16 protein-coding genes and 1 pseudogene are annotated in these 16782 nt (G+C 70.1%); 1 reads left to right on the top strand and 16 read right to left on the bottom strand.

Annotated features, from left to right (window positions below):
- Positions 1-54: 54 nt before the first annotated feature.
- The 11 genes and pseudogenes from AB0D57_RS01090 to tsaB form a co-directional block, all read right to left on the bottom strand.
- Positions 55-440, bottom strand: a pseudogene (locus AB0D57_RS01090) (cellulose binding domain-containing protein); the annotation flags it as partial.
- Positions 441-684: 244 nt separating this feature from the next.
- Complete coding sequence (locus AB0D57_RS01085; protein WP_362065555.1) at positions 685-1734, bottom strand: LacI family DNA-binding transcriptional regulator; 1050 nt, start codon at positions 1732-1734, stop codon at positions 685-687.
- Positions 1735-1846: 112 nt separating this feature from the next.
- Positions 1847-4075 (bottom strand): glycoside hydrolase family 3 N-terminal domain-containing protein, encoded by a 2229-nt coding sequence (locus AB0D57_RS01080; RefSeq protein WP_362065552.1) that lies wholly within the window; start codon positions 4073-4075, stop codon positions 1847-1849.
- A 73-nt stretch (positions 4076-4148) separates the two neighbouring features.
- Positions 4149-4997, bottom strand: coding sequence for a carbohydrate ABC transporter permease (locus tag AB0D57_RS01075; protein WP_362065549.1), 849 nt, complete (start codon positions 4995-4997; stop codon positions 4149-4151).
- A complete protein-coding gene (locus AB0D57_RS01070; protein WP_362065546.1) occupies positions 4994-6001 on the bottom strand; it encodes a sugar ABC transporter permease in 1008 nt (335 codons plus the stop codon). Before AB0D57_RS01070 ends, AB0D57_RS01075 begins: the two co-directional genes overlap by 4 nt.
- A 9-nt stretch (positions 6002-6010) precedes the next feature.
- Complete coding sequence (locus tag AB0D57_RS01065) at positions 6011-7303, bottom strand: extracellular solute-binding protein (RefSeq protein WP_362065543.1); 1293 nt, start codon at positions 7301-7303, stop codon at positions 6011-6013.
- A gap of 470 nt (positions 7304-7773) precedes the next feature.
- Positions 7774-8814 (bottom strand): substrate-binding domain-containing protein, encoded by a 1041-nt coding sequence (locus AB0D57_RS01060; protein ID WP_362065540.1) that lies wholly within the window; start codon positions 8812-8814, stop codon positions 7774-7776.
- 100 nt (positions 8815-8914) lie between these two features.
- A complete protein-coding gene (locus AB0D57_RS01055; protein WP_362065537.1) occupies positions 8915-9166 on the bottom strand; it encodes a hypothetical protein in 252 nt (83 codons plus the stop codon).
- Positions 9163-10272, bottom strand: coding sequence for a tRNA (adenosine(37)-N6)-threonylcarbamoyltransferase complex transferase subunit TsaD (gene tsaD / locus AB0D57_RS01050; RefSeq protein ID WP_362065534.1), 1110 nt, complete (start codon positions 10270-10272; stop codon positions 9163-9165). The genes AB0D57_RS01055 and tsaD overlap by 4 nt, the downstream gene beginning before the upstream one ends.
- Complete coding sequence (gene rimI / locus AB0D57_RS01045; RefSeq protein WP_362065685.1) at positions 10265-10792, bottom strand: ribosomal protein S18-alanine N-acetyltransferase; 528 nt, start codon at positions 10790-10792, stop codon at positions 10265-10267. The genes tsaD and rimI overlap by 8 nt, the downstream gene beginning before the upstream one ends.
- A 17-nt stretch (positions 10793-10809) precedes the next feature.
- Positions 10810-11457, bottom strand: a complete 648-nt coding sequence (tsaB, locus tag AB0D57_RS01040) for a tRNA (adenosine(37)-N6)-threonylcarbamoyltransferase complex dimerization subunit type 1 TsaB (RefSeq protein ID WP_362065531.1) — start codon at positions 11455-11457, stop codon at positions 10810-10812.
- Positions 11458-11591: 134 nt separating this feature from the next.
- Between tsaB and AB0D57_RS01035 the strand changes: the two genes are divergently transcribed.
- On the top strand, positions 11592-12146 hold the full coding sequence (locus tag AB0D57_RS01035) for a hypothetical protein (RefSeq protein ID WP_362065528.1): 555 nt from the start codon (positions 11592-11594) through the stop codon (positions 12144-12146).
- 220 nt (positions 12147-12366) lie between these two features.
- Here AB0D57_RS01035 and AB0D57_RS01030 read toward each other — a convergent pair whose 3' ends face one another.
- The 5 genes from AB0D57_RS01030 to AB0D57_RS01010 form a co-directional block, all read right to left on the bottom strand.
- Positions 12367-12546 carry a hypothetical protein gene (locus AB0D57_RS01030; protein ID WP_362065525.1) on the bottom strand — a complete coding sequence of 60 codons (180 nt, stop codon included), beginning with the start codon at positions 12544-12546 and terminating at the stop codon, positions 12367-12369.
- 164 nt (positions 12547-12710) lie between these two features.
- A complete protein-coding gene (tsaE, locus tag AB0D57_RS01025) occupies positions 12711-13244 on the bottom strand; it encodes a tRNA (adenosine(37)-N6)-threonylcarbamoyltransferase complex ATPase subunit type 1 TsaE (RefSeq protein WP_362065521.1) in 534 nt (177 codons plus the stop codon).
- Entirely contained in the window at positions 13210-14457 is a 1248-nt protein-coding gene (locus tag AB0D57_RS01020; protein ID WP_362065518.1) for an alpha/beta hydrolase, read from the bottom strand. Before AB0D57_RS01020 ends, tsaE begins: the two co-directional genes overlap by 35 nt.
- A gap of 185 nt (positions 14458-14642) precedes the next feature.
- Complete coding sequence (gene alr, locus AB0D57_RS01015) at positions 14643-15809, bottom strand: alanine racemase (RefSeq protein ID WP_362065515.1); 1167 nt, start codon at positions 15807-15809, stop codon at positions 14643-14645.
- Positions 15810-15864: 55 nt separating this feature from the next.
- Positions 15865-16758 (bottom strand): L,D-transpeptidase family protein, encoded by an 894-nt coding sequence (locus AB0D57_RS01010; RefSeq protein ID WP_362065512.1) that lies wholly within the window; start codon positions 16756-16758, stop codon positions 15865-15867.
- Between the last annotated feature and the right edge of the window lie 24 nt (positions 16759-16782).

The following is a 16782-nucleotide window of genomic DNA, read 5'->3' as shown; positions in this document are numbered from 1 at the left end:
CAGGAACACCTTCGTCGCTTTCCTTCGGAAAATCTAAGACTTCTCAGGCCACCCTCAGCCCAGGGTCAACGTCGGCGCCGGATTGCTCCCGCTCCAGGACGCGTTGAACCCGAACGTCACCGATCCGCCGTTCGGGACCGTCCCGTTGTAGGAGGCGTTGGTGCACGTCACCGCCGCGCCGGACTGCGCGCAGGTGGCGTTCCAGGCCTGGGTGATCTGCTGCCCCGCGCCGTACGTCCAGCTCACCTTCCAGGACGACAGCGCCGCCCCCGAACAGGCGATCCGGACCTGCCCGGTGAAGCCCGTGGGGCCTGGAGTCGCATACGGATGTCCAGCTCGGTGATCGCGACGTCGACGCCGAGGTCGGCGAAGCGCTGGATGTTCTGCTGGAGCGTCGACGGGACCTGGCCGAGGATCAGATGGGCCTGGAGGCCGACGCCTCAGTTGCACGTGCCGCGCGTGCGACCAGCAGGGCGCCGAGGGTGGCGATGCCGGTGAACATTGTTGCCAGGGACGCGAGCGATAAGCCTGATCCAAGAGATCTCAGGGATCTCATTGCGGGCGTGACTGCCGGTGTCATTGCGGGTGCCTCCGAACGTTTCGGCCGGGCAACCGATTGGCTTCGGAGAGTGTGGAGCGGGGCGCACCACTCGTCAATGACCGGAACACCGGTAACGAGAAGCCCTAAGCCGACGGCACCCCCGTACTGCTCCGCACCACCAGTCTCGTCGCCAGTTCCACGCGCGTTCCGGCCGACGGCTGTTCCTGCCGCCCCAGCTCCAGCACCAGCTTCGCCGCCGCCTCCGCCATCTCCGTCAGCGGCTGTCGTACGCTCGTCAGCGGCGGCCCGACCCAGCGCGCCACCGGCAGATCGTCGAACCCGACGACGCTCAGGTCGTCCGGGATCCGCAGCCCCAGCTCGCGCGCGGCCTCGTACAGGCCGAGCGCCTGGAGATCGTTGCCCGCGAAGACGGCCGTCGGCCGGTCCGGGTGGCCCAGCAGTTCGCGGCCCAGCCGGTAGCCGTCCTCGTGATGGAAGTTCCCGACCTTGATCAGCTCGGGGTCCACCGGCAGCCCGGCCGTCTCCAGCGCGGCCCTGAATCCGTCGACCCGCGCGCGGCTGCACATCATCCGCGAGGGCCCGCTGATCGCGCCGATCCGGGTGTGGCCGAGCTCGATGAGATGCCGCGTCGCGGCCAGCCCGCCGTGCCAGTTGGTGGCGCCGATGGACGGTACGTCGTCACCCGGGTCGCCTGCCGGATCCAGCACCACGAACGGGATGGATCTGCTGGTCAGCAGCGCGCGCTGGGACTCGTCGAGCCGGGACAGCACGAGGATCACGCCGTGCGGGCGGCGCGCGGCGACCTGGTCTGCCCAGGTGCGTCCGGGGGTGAGCCGACCCGCGCTCTCGGAGAGGACGACGCTCAGGCCCTCGTCCCGCGCGACGTTCTCGACACCCCGGATGACCTCCATCGCCCAGGCGCTCTCCAACTCGTGGAAGACCAGGTCGATGAGGGGCGAGCGGGTCGCCTCGGCCCGGCGGCGCCGGTAGCCGTAGTCGCGCAGCAGCTCCTCGACGCGGGTGCGGGTGGCCGGGGCGACGTCGGCCCGGCCGTTGAGCACCTTCGAAACAGTCGGAGCGGACACGCCGGCCTCGCGGGCGATTTCGGCGAGGGTCGCCGTCTGCGAGGACCGGTCCGTCGTCCGACTTTCCATGGGCTTCGCGGGTTTCATGGGCGTGATGGTAACCCTGTGGGCCCTGTTGGCAGCCCCTCTCCGACCTCACTCAGGTCAGCAACATTCGAATACCAGTAAGAAACATTCGAACCCGGGAGGGGCGACCAGCTCACTTCACCCGCACCTCACACCGCATGCGCCGCCCGGGTCCCACCACCCGCTCGGGCCCGGTCAGCGTCACCGGCACCGCATACCGCACGTCTCCTTCGCCGCCGGCCACCGCCAACCGCAGCTCCAGCTCCCCTGGTTCGACGATTCGGTCACCGTCGGGCCCGGTGTACGCGGCCAGGTCCGCCGGCACCGTAAAGTGGACCTCTGCCGATGCCCCCGCCTCCAGCGGCACCCGCGCGTACCCCACCAGCCGGACCACCGGTCGGGCCACCTTGCCCACGGGATCGTGGAGATAGAGCTGCACGACCTCCGTACCGGCCCGCTCCCCCGTGTTGCGGACGGTCAGCCGGAGCGTCGTCTCGCCGTCCGTCGGGAACACGGTGTCTTCGACCGACGGCGCCTGCCAGGCGTACGACGTGTAGGACAGCCCGTGCCCGAACGGGAACAGCGGCGTCGGATCGAGGTTGCTCGCCTCGCCGCGCAGGCCGAGCGGCGGGGCGAGATACGTCCACGGCTGCCCGGCCGGGTCACGCGGCACGCTCACCGGCAGCCGTCCCGACGGGTTCACCCGCCCGGACAGGACCCCTGCCACCGCCGGGCCGCCCTCCTGTCCCGCGAAGAAGGCCTGCACCACCGCCGCGCACCGGTCCGCCCAGCGCCCGAGGGCATACGGGCGGCCGGAGAGCACGACCAGCACCACCGGCGTCCCCGACGCCAGCACCTTGTCCAGCAACTCCCCTTGCCCCTCTGGAAGTTCGAGGTCGGCCGCGTCGCACCCCTCGCCCGACGTGCCGCGCCCGAACAGCCCGGAACGGTCCCCGACCGCGACCACGCACACCTCGGCCGCCACCGGTTCATCCGTGAACTCCGCGTCCGGGAACTCCGCACGCAGCGCCTCGAGCAGCGTCGGCACGGCGACGCCCGTCGGGACCTCGGGGTGGTCCAGTAGGACATGGCGGGGGAACGTGTAGCAGCCGAGCATGGCCGCCGGGTCGTCGGCGAGCGGCCCGAGCACGGCGATCCGCCGCACCCCGGGCGCCAGCGGCAACGTACCGCCATTGGCCAGCAGGACCACCGACTCCTCCGCCAACTGCCCTGCCAACGCCCGCATATGGGGCGGATCGAGATCGACGGGAGTCGTGGTGACGGACGGCGGCGCCCAGTCGGGATCCAGCAGCCCCAGCTCGCACTTCTGCGTCAGCACCCGCAGCGCGGCCCGGTCCACGAGCTCCTCGTCGAGCGGCCCGGCCCCGTAGCACCGCACCGCCGGAAGCTCGACGTCCACGCCCGCCGCGAGCGCGAGCGACGCCGCCCCCGCCGGGGAGTCCGCGAGCCCGTGCGCCGACTCCAGGAGGAACACGCCGAAGTAGTCGGACACGACGGTGCCGGTGAACTCCCACTCTCCCCGCAGGAGTTCGGTGAGCAGACGGCGGTGGGCGTGCGCGGGCAGCCCGTCGACGTCGTTGTACGCGGCCATCACCGACCGCGCGCCCCCCTCCCGTACGGCCATCTCGAACGGCGGCAGGATGACGTCCGCCAGTTCGCGCGGGCCGAGCGAGGCGGGCGCGTGGTTACGGGCGCCGCGGGAGGCCGAGTAGCCCGCAAGGTGCTTGAGCGTGGCGACGATGCCCGCCGACTCCAGGCCCTGGACATAGGCGGTGCCGACGGTCGCCACGAGGTAGGGGTCCTCACCGATCGACTCCTCCGTGCGGCCCCAACGGGGGTCGCGTACGACGTCGAGGACAGGGGCGAGGCCCTGGTGCACGCCGACCGCGCGCATCGAGGCTCCGATCGCCGACGCCATCTCCTTGACCAGGGCCGGGTCGAAGCTCGCACCCCAGGCGAGCGGCGTCGGAAAGATGGTGGCCTGCCAGGCCGTGAAGCCGGTGAGGCACTCCTCGTGGGCGAGGGCGGGCAGCCGGAATCGGTTCGCCGAGCGGATACGTTCCTGGAGGGAGGCAAGACGGGCGGCGCCCTCGGCCGGGTCGACCGGCGCCGTGCCGAAGGGGCGGGTCAACTGGCCCAGCCCGTGCGGCAACAGCTCGGCCAGGTCCACGTCCTCGGACAGGGCGTGCTGCAGCGGCGCCACATCCCCGCCCGGGGTCTCGTTGGAGCCGAGCCAGACGCTGTAGAGCTGGGCGATCTTCTCCCGAGGGGTCATACGGGCGAGCAGATCGGCGGCGCGGACGTCTGCGGGCAGAGCGGGGTTCTGCCAGGGGTCGGTCATGTAACTCCTCACGTATATAAGGCGGTACATAAGGCGGTTCGGTCTTCAGCCCTTGGTCGTCAGCCTTTGGTCGTCAGCCTTTGGTCGCGCCGAGCGTGATGCCGCCGATCAGCTGTCGTTCGGCGACCGCGTAGAAGGCCAGGGCGGGCGCCATGGCGAGGACCAGGTACGCGAAGATGCGGGCCACATCGGCGGCGTACTGGCCCTGGAACTGCTGGATACCGACGGGGACCGTCCACCAGGTGGGTTCGCTGAAGACGAGGAGGGGCAGCAGGAACTGGTTCCAGCTGCCGACGATGGCGAGGACGGAGACCGTTCCCAGTGCGGGGCGGGCCAGCGGCAGCAGGATGCGCCAGAAGAAACCGAAGGGGGAGCAGCCGTCGAGCGTGGCCGCCTCCTCCAGCTCGCCGGGGATCTCCCGGAAGAAGCCGCGCAGGATGACGATCGTCATGGGCAGGCCGAAGGCGGCCTGGGGCAGGATCACGCCCCACGGGTTGTCGAGGAGGTTGAAGGTGCGGAGCAGGATGAACAGCGGCAGGATCGCCACCGCGAACGGGAACATCAGCCCCATCGTGAAGAGGGTGAACACCACCTCCCGCCCGCGGAAGGCGAATCGGGCGAGCGCGTAGGCGGCGAGCGCCGAGGCCCCCACCGTCAGGATCGCGGTGCCCACCGCGATCAGTGTGCTGCTGCCGACGGACCGCCAGAACGTGCCCGATCCGAGCAGTGACGTGTAGTTCGACGTCACCCAGGGGTCGGGCAGGCCGAAGGTGTTGCTGGAGAGTTGGTCGGTCGACTTGAAGCCGGAGACGAGGGCATAGAGGACCGGGGTCACCATGACCGCGCCGACCAGCCACAGGATCACGTACACCGGGAGGGTGCGCAGCCATCGGCGGCGCACCACGCTCTGGGATCCGCTCATCGGTTGGCTCGCATGGTGGTGATGGCTCCTTCGGTGTCGCGGCGCAGCACGAAGCGCTGGTAGGCGAGCGCGAAGACCAGGCTGATCAGGAACATCGCGACGCTGATGGCGCTCGCGTAGCCCATCTGGTAGCGCTTGAAGCCGTACTGGAACATGCTGATGGCCATGGTTTCGGAGTGGTGGTCGGGGCCGCCCGCGGAGATCACCCACACCAGGTCGAAGAGCTGGATGGCGCCGATGACGGACAGGAACACGCTGATCCGCAGGGTCGGCGCGAGCAGCGGCAGCGTGACGTGGCGGAAGCGCTGCCAGCTGCCGGCGCCGTCGATGCGCGCCGCCTCGTGCAACTCCGCCGGGATGCCCTGCAGGCCGGCCAGGTAGAGCATCATGTGGAAGCCGAAGTACTTCCACGTCATCACGAGGAAGAGGGTGGGCAGGACGGTGTCCGGCCCCGCGAACCAGAGCCCGCCCACGCCGCCGAGCCCGACCGCGTCGAAGACCCTGTCGGCGAGACCGTCGTCCGGCGCGAAGATCATGCTGAACAGCACGCCGGTGATGACCTCGGACAGGATGTACGGCGCGAAGAAAAGCATCCGGTAGACGGCCCGGCCGCGCAGCTTCTGGTTGAGCATCACGGCCATGGCGAGCGCGAACGGCAGCTGGAGGACGACGGAGAAGGCGACGAGCAGGAAGCCGCGCCACAGGTCCCCGAGAAACACCGGGTCGTCCAGGAGCCGGGTGTAGTTGTCGAGCCCCACGGAGTCCGTGGGCGACCCGAACCCGCCCCAGTTGAAGAAGCTGATGTACATCGCGTAGCCCATCGGGACCAGCACCAGCATCCCGAACAGGACCAGCGCCGGAACCGTGAAGACGAAGGCCCCCAGCCAGTCACGCAGCCGGCGCGCGACGGGCCGCCGAGTCGCCGGCCCGGGTGACAGGGGCAGCGGCGCCTCGGAGGACTTGCCGAGGTCGACCGCGTACGTCGGTGTCGTCGAGTGCGTCATCGGCGGCCGCTAGCCCTCGCTCTTGGCGACTTGGGTGACCGAACGCGTGACCTGTTCGGGGGACTTGGAGCCCGCGATGAGCGCGGCGACGCTGTCGTTGATCTCCTGCCCGACGGCGGGGGTGTACGCCTGGTCGAGGTAGAGCTGGAAGCCGGTGGCGTTGGTCAGCGCGTCCGATACGGCGGTGAGGTTGGGGTCGGTGAGTGCGGGGAGGGCGTCCTTGGAGACCGGTATCAGGCCGGTGTCCTTGACGAGCTTCTCGGCGAACTCCTTCTCGGCGAAGAACTTCAGGAACTCCACCGCCGCGTCGGGTGCGCCCTTGCGCACCGCGTGACCGCCGCCCCCGCCGAACACCTCGGTGAGCGCGCCCTTTCCGCCTTCCACCGCGGGGAAGGAGAAGAAGCCGAGGTCGTCGCCGAGGCCCTTGCCCGAGTCGTTCTGGACGATCGGCGCCCACTGGCCCATCAGCTCCATGCCCGCCTTGCCGTTGGCCATCGCGGCCGCCTCGCCGGTGGGCGTGGAGTAGGCCGCGCCGAGGAACCCCTTCTGGAAGGGTTCGAGCGCGACGAGGTCCTTGAGGTGCTGACCGGCCGTGACAAATCCTTCACCGGTGAAGTCGGCGTCGGTGGCGGCCTGTTGCATCGCTTCGAGCCCGGCGACGCGCATGGACAGGTACGCCCAGTAGTACATGCCGGGCCACTTCTCCTTGCCGGCCAGGGCGATGGGGGTGATCCCGGCGCTCTTGAGGGCTCGGACGACATCGAGGTAGCCGGACCAGGTGGTGGGCGGGGTGTCGATCTTCGCCTTCTTGAAAAGCGCCTTGTTGTACCAGAAGCCGACCATGCCGATGTCGAACGGGACGGCGTACGTCTGCTTGTCGAACTGGTAGGCCGACAGGGAGGCGGGCACGAAGTTCGCCGTCCACGGGGAGACCTTCTCCGTCAGGTCCTCGACCAGGCCGGCGTCGATCTGCTGCTTGAGGACCCCGCCGCCCCACGTGTGGTAGATGTCCGGCAGCTTCCCCGAGGTGGTCAGCGCCGTCATCTTGGACTTGTATGCCTCGTTCTCCAGCGTGACGATCTTGATCTTCACGTCCGGGTGCGCGGCCTCGAACTCCTTGGCGCGCTGGGCCCACAGCTTCTTCGCGGGCTCGGTGGTGGTGATGTTCCACCACTCGATCGTGGTCTTGCCCGAGCTGTTCCCGCTGTCGGAGGAGCCGCACGCACTCAGGGCGGCCGCCCCCAGTCCGGTCGCCGCGGAGGCCGCCAGGAACCCACGGCGGGAGAGAGAGGTGTTGCCCAACGCTCGCATCGCACACCTTCCGGAAGAGAGCCGATAATTATCGGTCGAGTGCGCCGGAAGTTACGGGGACACAACAGACGTGTCAACGCTTCTGACAAACCAGGGAGTCACCAACCCCACACAGGGCCGCGGGCACTGGCGCATCTCAGGGCCGCGGGCACTGGCGCATCTCAGGGGCGCGGGCACTGGCGCACCTCAGGGCCGCAGGCACTGGCGCACCTCAGGGCCGCGGGAAACGGCCGCATCTTTCAGGGGCGCGAGGAACGGCGCATCTTTCAGGGGCGCGAGGAACTGCGCGCCCAGCCCCCACCGGACCCGCAGCCAACAACCCGCCTCCAACGGGCCCACCTCTTAGGGGCGCGGGGAACTGCGCATCTCTCAGAGGCGCGGGGCTGTGACATGTGCGGCTCCGCCGCGGGGGCGCGACCAGCCCCCACCGAACCCGCAGCCAAAAGCCGACCTGACCCCGCTCAAACCCTCCGCGCCGTACTCGACCGCACAACCAACTCCGTAGCCAGCTCAACCCGAGGAGACGCCGGCTCCTCCCCCAGCGCCAGCCGCAGCACCGTCCGAGTAGCCAACTTCCCCATCTCCGCCAACGGTTGCCGCACCGTAGTCAACGGCGGAGCCGACCACCGAACCTCCGGCAGATCATCGAACCCGACGACACTCATGTCCTCCGGAACCCGCAGCCCACGCCGCCGCAACGCTTCGATCGCCCCCAACGCCATCTGATCACTCGCGGCGAACAACGCGGTCGGCGGCTCATCCAGATCAAGCAGCGCATTGCACCCGTCGAACCCCGCCTGGTGATAGAAGTCGCCCGGCACGATCAACGCGTCATCAACCGAGACCCCCGCCCCATCCAGCGCCGCCCGGTACCCATCCAGCCGAGCCCGCGAGCACAGCAACCGCACCGGCCCGGCGACAAACCCGATCCGGCGATGACCGAGGCCGAGCAGATGCTCGGTCGCGGCCATCCCGCCCGCCCAGTTGGCGGCACCGACCGTCGGCACGTCCAGCGTCGGCGACCCCGCCGGATCGATGACGACCAACGGCACACCCAGCCGCCGCAGCTCCTCGTGCAGCCGAGGTTCGAGAACAGACGTCACCAGGATCACGCCGTCCGAGGCACGGGCGCGCAGATTGGTCATCCACTGCCGCGCGGACCCCGACGCCCCATGGATGGCCGAGACCACGGTCCCCACCCCGGACGCATGGGCAACCTCCTCCACCCCCCGGATGATCTCCACGGCCCAGGGGCTGTCGAGGTCGTTGAAGACCAGGTCGACAAGGGCCGCCCGGTCACCGGGCGCGGCCGCCCTGCGCCGGTAGCCGTGGTGCCGCAGCAGGTCCTCGATACGGGCCCGGGTCTCCGGCGACACGTCGGAACGACCGTTGACGACACGCGACACGGTGGGCACCGAGACCCCGGCCTGCCGGGCGATCTCGGTGATCGTCACCTTGTTCTTGATGCTCTCCCGGGCCACTGCGCCCACCTCCGTCGACATGTCCAAGCGCCCCTCTACCGTTCCACACCCACGGGCGAAACATTGCAGGAGTCTTCCGGAAAATTTCCGTCGGCGTGAAGCCCGGGACAGGACAGGAGCGTCAGGAGACCGACTCGAACCGCCACCGATGCACGGCCCGAGTCACCAACTCCCCATCCGGCTCAGGCAGTTCGGGCACCTTGGCGTCGTACGCAGCATCCCACCAGGTGATCACCAGCACCCGGTCCTGCGGCGCCCGCAGGACCTCCTGCCGCAGCGGCGCCCCCGGCAACTCCTGCGCCCGCACCCAGGCGAGCAGCTCCTCGCCCCGCCCGGCGACGGCCCGGGCCTCCCACATCAGCGCGACGGTCACGAGTAGAGGTTCTCCTTCGAGACCTCGTGCACATGATCATGCGAGTGCCCGTTCCCGTGTCCGTGCCCCGGTACATGCGGGTCGGTCACCGGCAGCGAAGAGTCCGCCGACAGATCCCAGTCGGACGCGGCCCGGTTCCGCGCCACCATCTCCGCACCCAGCGCGGCCACCATCGCACCGTTGTCCGTGCACAGCTTGGGCCGCGGCACCCGCAGCCGGATCCCGGCGGCCTCGCAGCGCTCCTGGGCGAGCACGCGCAGCCGGGAGTTGGCGGCCACCCCGCCGCCGATCATGAGGTGATCGACGCCCTGGTCGCGACAGGCCCGTACAGCCTTCCTGGTCAGCACGTCCACCACAGCCTCCTGGAAGGAAGCGGCGACGTCCCGCACCGGCACCTCCTCCCCCGCCGCCCGCTTGGCCTCGATCCACCGGGCCACGGCGGTCTTCAGACCGGAGAAGGAGAAGTCGTACGCCGGGTCGCGCGACCCGGTGAGCCCACGCGGGAAGGCAATGGCCCGCGGGTCTCCCTCCTTCGCGTACCGGTCGATGACCGGACCGCCGGGGAAGCCGAGGTTGAGCACCCGGGCGATCTTGTCGAAGGCCTCGCCGGCGGCGTCGTCGATGGTCGCGCCCATCGGCCGTACGTCAGAGGTGATGTCTGTGGACAGCAGCAGGGACGAGTGCCCGCCGGAGACCAGCAGCGCCATCGTCGGCTCCGGCAGCGCGCCGTGCTCCAGCTGGTCCACGCAGATGTGGGAGGCCAGGTGGTTCACGCCGTACAGCGGCTTGCCCAGCGCGTACGCGTACGCCTTCGCCGCCGACACCCCGACGAGCAGCGCGCCGGCGAGTCCGGGCCCGGCGGTGACGGCGATCCCGTCCAGATCGCGCGCACTGACCCCCGCCTCCTTCAGCGCGCGCTCGATGGTCGGCACCATCGCCTCCAGGTGCGCGCGGGAGGCGACCTCCGGCACGACCCCGCCGAAACGGGCGTGCTCGTCGACGCTGGACGCGATGGAGTCCGCGAGCAGGGTGGTCCCGCGGACGATGCCGACGCCGGTCTCGTCGCAGGAGGTCTCGATGCCGAGGACGAGCGGTTCGTCAGCCATTGATCTCGGTTCCTCGTGTCCCTTGTGCTTCTTGTGTTTCCTGTGTTTCTTGCGCTTCTTGAGTTCCTGGTATGGCGGCCGAAGGAGCATGCAGGCGCATGACCAGGGCGTCGACGTTCCCCGGCTGGTAGTAGCCGCGCCGGAAGCCGATGGGCTCGAAGCCGAAGCGCTCGTACAGCTTCTGCGCGCGGACGTTGTCCACCCGGCACTCGAGCATCACCTCGGCGCACTCGAACGCGGTCGCGGCCCGCAGCAGTTCGGTCAGCAGCCGGGCGCCGAGGCCGGTGCCCCACTGGTCGCGGCGCACGGCGATCGTCTGCACGTCGCCCAGGTCACCGGCGGCGGCCAGCCCTGCGTACCCGACGAGCCGCTCCCCTTCCATGGCCACGACATACCGCCGCGTCGCCTCCGGGCCGCGCGCATGCGCCAGCTCCGACCAGAACATCCCCCGCGACCAGGCGTCCTCGGGGAAGAGGTCCTTCTCCAGCTCCAGTACGGGATCGATGTCCCACCAGCGCATCTCGCGCAGCTCGGTGGTCACTTCGGGGTGACCACCTTGTAGTTCTTGGGCACCTGGGCGTCCGGCCGGCGCAGATACAGCGGCCGGGGCGCTTCCAGCTCCTCGCCCGCGTTCAGCCGCTCCGCGGCCAGGGACGCGAGCGCCGCCGCCGAGACGCGCTCGGGCGCGCGGGCGTCCGGGAACGTGTCGGGGTAGAGCAGCGCGCCCGCGCCGACCGCGGGCAGCCCACCGAGGTCGAGGTCGCCCGGCCGGTCCACGGCGGGCTCCGACACACGCGTACGGGGATCCGCGTACCGCGCCCAGTACACCTCCTTCCGCCGCGCGTCCGTAGCGACGACGAAGGGACCCTCGACCTCGGCCGCGTACGCGAGCCCGTCGAGGGTGCACAGGCCGTGCACGGGCACGCCCAGCGCGAGGCCGAAGGTGTCGGCGGTCATGAGGCCGACGCGCAGCCCCGTGTACGGGCCGGGGCCGACGCCCACGACGATGCCGGTGACGGCGTCGAGCCGCAGGCCGACCTCGGCGAGCACCCGGTCGACGGTCGGCAGCAGCAGCTCTCCATGCCGACGCGCGTCCACCTGGCTGGAGGAGGCGAGGACGGACGTGCCGTCGTGCAGGGCGACGGTCACGGCGGGGGTTGCGGTATCCAGAGCGAGCAAGAGCACGCAAACAGCCTACGGCGCTCGGGGGGTGTCCCGCGGACCGGAGTACGGCCGCCGCCGTCCGCCGCGCCCCTGCTGCTACCGTCAACACAAAGGACATACAGGGCGCGGACACGGTACGAGAGGTGGGCACACAGGTGGCTAGGAGCAGCTCGGGATTCGTGGCCGGGCTCACCGCCGCGGCCATCGCCGTAGTGGGCTTCCTCGCCTACCAGGCATCGGCGAACGTACCGGAGGAGCTGGCCCAGCCCCGTACCGGCACATCCCCCCAGGCCACCGCCACGAAGGCCCCCCGGGACAAGAAGAACCCGGTTGCGCTGCCCGCCCAGTCCGGCGCCGGTGAGCGGGTCGTCTACTCGGTCGACGACGACCGCGTGTGGCTCGTCGACGCGAACAACAAGGCCCAGCGCACCTTCAAGGTCACACCGGGCACGGTGGACCCGGCCGTCGGCACCTACGCCGTCACCACGCGCTCCAAAGAGGTCACCGGATCGGACGGGGTCCAGATCGAGCACGTCGTACGGTTCACGCTCGTCGACGACATCGCCATCGGCTTCAGCGCCGCCCTGAACGGCTCAACAGCCGCCCCCGACCCCGCCCGAAAGCTCGGCGGAATCCGAGAATCCCGCACAGACGGCACCGCAATGTGGGAGTTCGCAACAGTAGGCGTAAAAATCGTAGTAATCCGCTAGCCCCAGCGAGAGCCGCGCTTTCAGAGGCGCAGGAAACCGCGCCCTTCAGGGGCGCGGGGAACTGCGCGACCAGCCCCCACCGCCCCGCAGCCAACAAGCCGCCACCAGCGGGGCCACCTCTTAGGGGCGCGGGGAACGGCGCATCTTTCAGGGGCGCGGGGAACTGCGCGACAAGCCACAACGCACCCGCACCCGAAGAACCGCCCCTCCAGCGGAGCGCCTACGCCGCCTCGCGGCGAGGCTCCTCAACCACCCGCGGCACCTCCGGCAACGGCACCCGCGGCGGCAGCGACACCGCCGCAGCGGCGGCACACGACGCCAACAAGTCCCGCATCGACACCCCCGCCACTCCACCCACCCCGCACGGCTGCTCCGGCACGTCACGTTCTGAAGCCGACATGAACGCCTCCTGGGGCTCCGGGGGCAAGCGTGGTTAGGTAGACCTAACTACGGACTGATGTCCATGTGACCACGGCCGGGATGCCGAACGCAACATCTTGCCGACGACTTGTCGGAACCTTCATGAATCCCTTCATGAATACCGTCATGAACCTGTGCCAGGACTCACGCCGCCAGCACGCTCAGCTCCACCGTCGCCCAGCGCCCCCCGAGCCCGGTCACCGTGACGTGCCGTACCTCGTCCGTGGTGTCACCGACGGCCCGGTGGATGACGACATGCAGCCGGTCGTCGGTCAGCTCCTCGACCTTGCCCTCGCCCCATTCGACGACGATCACCGAGTCGGACAGCGAGACGTCGAGATCGAGGTCCTCCATCTCGTCGAGCCCGCCGCCCAGGCGGTACGCGTCCACGTGGACGAGCGGCGGACCCCCGCCGAGGGAGGGGTGCACGCGGGCGATGACGAAGGTCGGGGAGGTGACCGCGCCGCGCACGCTCAGCCCCTCGCCGAGCCCACGGGTCAGCGTCGTCTTGCCGGCGCCGAGCTCACCGTTGAGCATCACGAGATCGCCCGCGCGCAGCAGCTTGGCCAGGCGACGGCCGAGGTCGCGCATCTGCTCGGGCGAGGTGACGATGATCTGCACGCCGGCCCCGTCCCGCGTGGGCTCAGCCTGGTTGTGCGGTGCTGCTGGTGCTTCCATAGCCACCCACGGTAGCCCCTGCCGGGACGGCACCCGCGCGCATGAGGAGGTCGGCGAGACGGTCTATGACCACCTCGGGGTGCTCCAGCATGACCAGATGCCCGGCGTCCGGTACGAGCACCAGCTCGGCGTCCGGCAGCCGGTCCGCGATCGCCTCACTGTGCTCGCTCGGCGTCACCATGTCCCCGACCCCGGCCAGCACCAGTACCGGCAGCTCGGTGAAGTGGGTCAGCGCCTCGGTCTTGTCGTGATCGGTGAACGCCGGGTAGAACTCCGCGACCACGTCGATCGGGGTGCCCTCGATCATCCGTTCGGCGAATCGCTCGACGGCCGGGTCGACGTCCCGGGACGCGAACGAGTACCGCTTGATGATCCCCGCGAAAAGATCTGCCGTGGCCCGCCGCCCGCGCTCCACCAGGGCGGCCTGCTGCCCGAGAGCCTTCAGTACGCCGGGCAGCACCCACCGCACCGCGTTGACGCCCGCGACAGGCAGCCCGAAGTTGACCTCGCCGAGCCGCCCCGACGACGTACCGACAAGGGCGACGGCGACCACCCGCTCCCGCACCAGGTCCGGAAACTCGTCGGCCAGCGCCATGACCGTCATGCCGCCCATGGAGTGTCCGACCAGCACGATCGGCCCCTCGGGCACGGCGGCGTCGATGACCGCCTTCAGGTCGCGGCCGAGCTGGTCGATGGAGACCGGCGTGCCGTCCTGCACCTGGGCGGCGCCGCGCCCGGACCGCCCGTGACTGCGCTGGTCCCAGTGGACCGTGCGCACCACACCCCGCAGCGCGGCGCGCTGGAAGTGCCAGGAGTCCTGGTTGAGGCAGTACCCGTGGCTGAAGACGACGGTGACGGGGGCCGGGGCCTTGCGTCCGAAGAGCCGCCGGCGGCGCGGGGTGAAGGTGACGTCCTGCTCGATGTCGTCCACCTCGTAGTACAACTCGGTGCCGTCGTCGGCGTACGCCTTGCCCGGTGTGCCGCGCAGCGAGCCGTACGGGCCCGTCGAGTCGAGGGCGAGCCGTGCCTTTCTGCGCATGCCGCGGCCGACCGTGAGGCGCTCTATGGCGACTCCGGCGGCGGCGCCCGCGGCGACCACGCCTATGGCCACACCGGCGACACCGGCCTTGCGCCAGTTCCCGGCACTCGCCGCGGCGGAGGCGACGGCCGCCGCGGCGACGCCGGTGACGGCCTCCGCGCTGCTCTCGCTCACGTACCGCTCCCCTTCGCCAGGATGTCGTCTGCTTCTGCTGTTACTGATGATGCTGTTGTTACTCGTAGTGCGATTGCTACTCGTGGTGCTGTTGCTACTCGTGGTGCTGTTGCTACTCGTGGTGCTGTTGCTACTCGTGGTGCTGTTGCTACACGCGATGCTGTTGTAATGGCACCCTCTGCGGGTTACCCCTCTTGTTCCCTATTCACGTACACGCGCGGCACCCGGGTTCCGATCCGGGTGACGATTTCGTACGCGATCGTGCCCGCCGCACGGGCCCAGTCCTCGGCGGTCGGCTCGCCGCGGTCGCCCGGGCCGAAGAGGATCGCCTGCGTGCCGGGCGCAGGCTCGTCCCCGCCGAGGTCGACGACGAACTGGTCCATCGCGACCCGGCCCGCGACCGTCCGCCACTTGCCGCCGATCAGTACGGGGCCGGTGCCGGAGGCGTGCCGTGGGATGCCGTCCGCGTAGCCGACGGGCACCAGGCCGAGGGTCGTGGCGCCTGGAGTGACGTAGTGATGCCCGTAACTGACGCCGTGGCCCCCCGGCGTCTGCTTCACCAGCGCCAGGGACGCGCTCAGCGTCATCACCGGGCGCAGCCCGAAGTCGGCCGGGGTGCCGATCTCGGGGCTGGGCGAGATGCCGTAGACCGCGATTCCGGTACGGACGAGGTCGAAGTGGCTCTCGGGAAGGGTCAGCGTGGCTGGCGAGTTGGCGATGTGCCGCACCTCGGGGCGCACGCCCTGTTGTTCGGCATACGTCACCATTTCGCGGAAACGGGTGAGTTGGGCCTGGATGGACGGGTGACCCGGCTCGTCGGCGCAGGCGAAGTGCGACCAGAGTCCGGTGACCGTGATCAGCCCCCGGGCCTGGGCGCGCAGCGCCTCGGTGACGAGTTCGGGCCAGTCGGCGGGCTGGCAGCCGCTGCGTCCGAGGCCGGTGTCGGCCTTGAGCTGGACACGGGCACGAATGCCGGTCTCCCCCTCCGCCACTTCCTCGGCCGCCGCACAGACTTCCCGCAGCGCCCACATCCCGCTGACCGACACGTCGAGGTCCGCCTCGATGGCCTGCTTCCAGGGGCCGCCGGGGGTCCACAGCCAGCACATGATGCGCCCCGGCAGTCCCGCGGCCCTCAGCGCGAGGGCTTCCTCAGGGGTGGCGGTGCCGAGCCAGCCGGCGCCCGCGTCGAGCGCCGCTCGGGCGCACGGGAAGGCCCCATGGCCGTACGCGTCGGACTTGACCACAGCCATCACGGCCGCGGACGGCGCGTGGGCGCGCAGGGTCCGCACGTTGGCCCGCAGGGCGGCCAGGTCGATCTCTGCGCGGGCGCGCAGGGGCGCTGTCTCGTTCATAGCGCACCCAGTGTCTCAGAGGGGGCTGACAGCCCGGTCAGTAGCTCTGGGACGGTCATGTGCCGGCCCTGCGGCCCCAGACGTAGACACGATCGTTCTTCTTCAGGACGCTCCACAGGCTGCGGGCGTCGGCAAGGCGCAGATTGACACAGCCCCACGAGCCGTTCGGGTTGTAGATGCTGCCGTAGATGGCGTGGAAGGCCTGTCCACCGCTGAAGAACTGGCTGTACGGCATGGGGTTGTTGTACAGCGTCGACCAGTGGTTCTTGTGCCGCCAGTAGACCTTGAACAGCCCGGTCCTGGTCCGGTGCCCGGCCCGCCCGCTCCGCATCGGCACCGGCCCCCACAGCACCTTCTTCCCCTTCTGCACCCAGGTGACCTGACGGGCCAGATCCACACAGGCGACGCGGTACGACCGGACGGGACACTTCCCGGCCGCGTTCGGGTTCTTCTTCGCGGACAGCAACTGCATGTGAGCCCACGTGGTGGGGCCGGCGAAGCCGATGCTCGGGTTGATCCCGTGCCGCTTCTGGAACGCCCGAATGGCACGACAGTCGCTCGCCGACTGCTTCCCGTCCACCTTCAGCTTCAGCCATCGCTCCACCTGTCGCTGGTACGGGCCGGTCAGCTTGCTGCAGGTCACCGCCTTGCCCGCGGCGGCGTCGCTGAGGGGTACGTACTCGATGAGGGCGTCCGTCCCCACGGGCGCGTCACGGGGCTCGACGGCGTCCTCCCGCGCGCTCGGCGTGTACACCTTCGGCGGCAGCATCTGATCCGGCGTGTCCACCTGCCACGGCTGATGCGAGCCCGGCGCCACACCGGGCACCAGCTCGCTCCCCGGACCGGGGGCCGGGGGGCCGCTCTCGGCCAGCGCGCTCTCCACGGGCAACAGCGCCGAGAGCGCGAGTACCACCGCCACACCCCGGCATGTCATTCGTCTGCTCATCATGCAACCAGCGATACGCAACGCGAG

This window comes from Streptomyces sp. NPDC048275 (genome assembly GCF_040652275.1).
Taxonomy (GTDB): domain Bacteria; phylum Actinomycetota; class Actinomycetes; order Streptomycetales; family Streptomycetaceae; genus Streptomyces.
This window is presented reverse-complemented; position numbering and strand designations above follow the sequence as displayed.

Coding starts and splice junctions, on each gene's coding strand:
- AB0D57_RS01085 (WP_362065555.1), bottom strand. CDS start 1,734: ATGAAACCCGCGAAGCCCATGGAAAGTCGGACGACGGACCGGTCCTCG.
- AB0D57_RS01080 (WP_362065552.1), bottom strand. CDS start 4,075: ATGACCGACCCCTGGCAGAACCCCGCTCTGCCCGCAGACGTCCGCGCC.
- AB0D57_RS01075 (WP_362065549.1), bottom strand. CDS start 4,997: ATGAGCGGATCCCAGAGCGTGGTGCGCCGCCGATGGCTGCGCACCCTC.
- AB0D57_RS01070 (WP_362065546.1), bottom strand. CDS start 6,001: ATGACGCACTCGACGACACCGACGTACGCGGTCGACCTCGGCAAGTCC.
- AB0D57_RS01060 (WP_362065540.1), bottom strand. CDS start 8,814: ATGTCGACGGAGGTGGGCGCAGTGGCCCGGGAGAGCATCAAGAACAAG.
- tsaD (WP_362065534.1), bottom strand. CDS start 10,272: ATGGCTGACGAACCGCTCGTCCTCGGCATCGAGACCTCCTGCGACGAG.
- rimI (WP_362065685.1), bottom strand. CDS start 10,792: ATGCGCTGGTGGGACATCGATCCCGTACTGGAGCTGGAGAAGGACCTC.
- AB0D57_RS01030 (WP_362065525.1), bottom strand. CDS start 12,546: ATGTCGGCTTCAGAACGTGACGTGCCGGAGCAGCCGTGCGGGGTGGGT.
- tsaE (WP_362065521.1), bottom strand. CDS start 13,244: ATGGAAGCACCAGCAGCACCGCACAACCAGGCTGAGCCCACGCGGGAC.
- alr (WP_362065515.1), bottom strand. CDS start 15,809: ATGAACGAGACAGCGCCCCTGCGCGCCCGCGCAGAGATCGACCTGGCC.
- AB0D57_RS01010 (WP_362065512.1), bottom strand. CDS start 16,758: ATGATGAGCAGACGAATGACATGCCGGGGTGTGGCGGTGGTACTCGCG.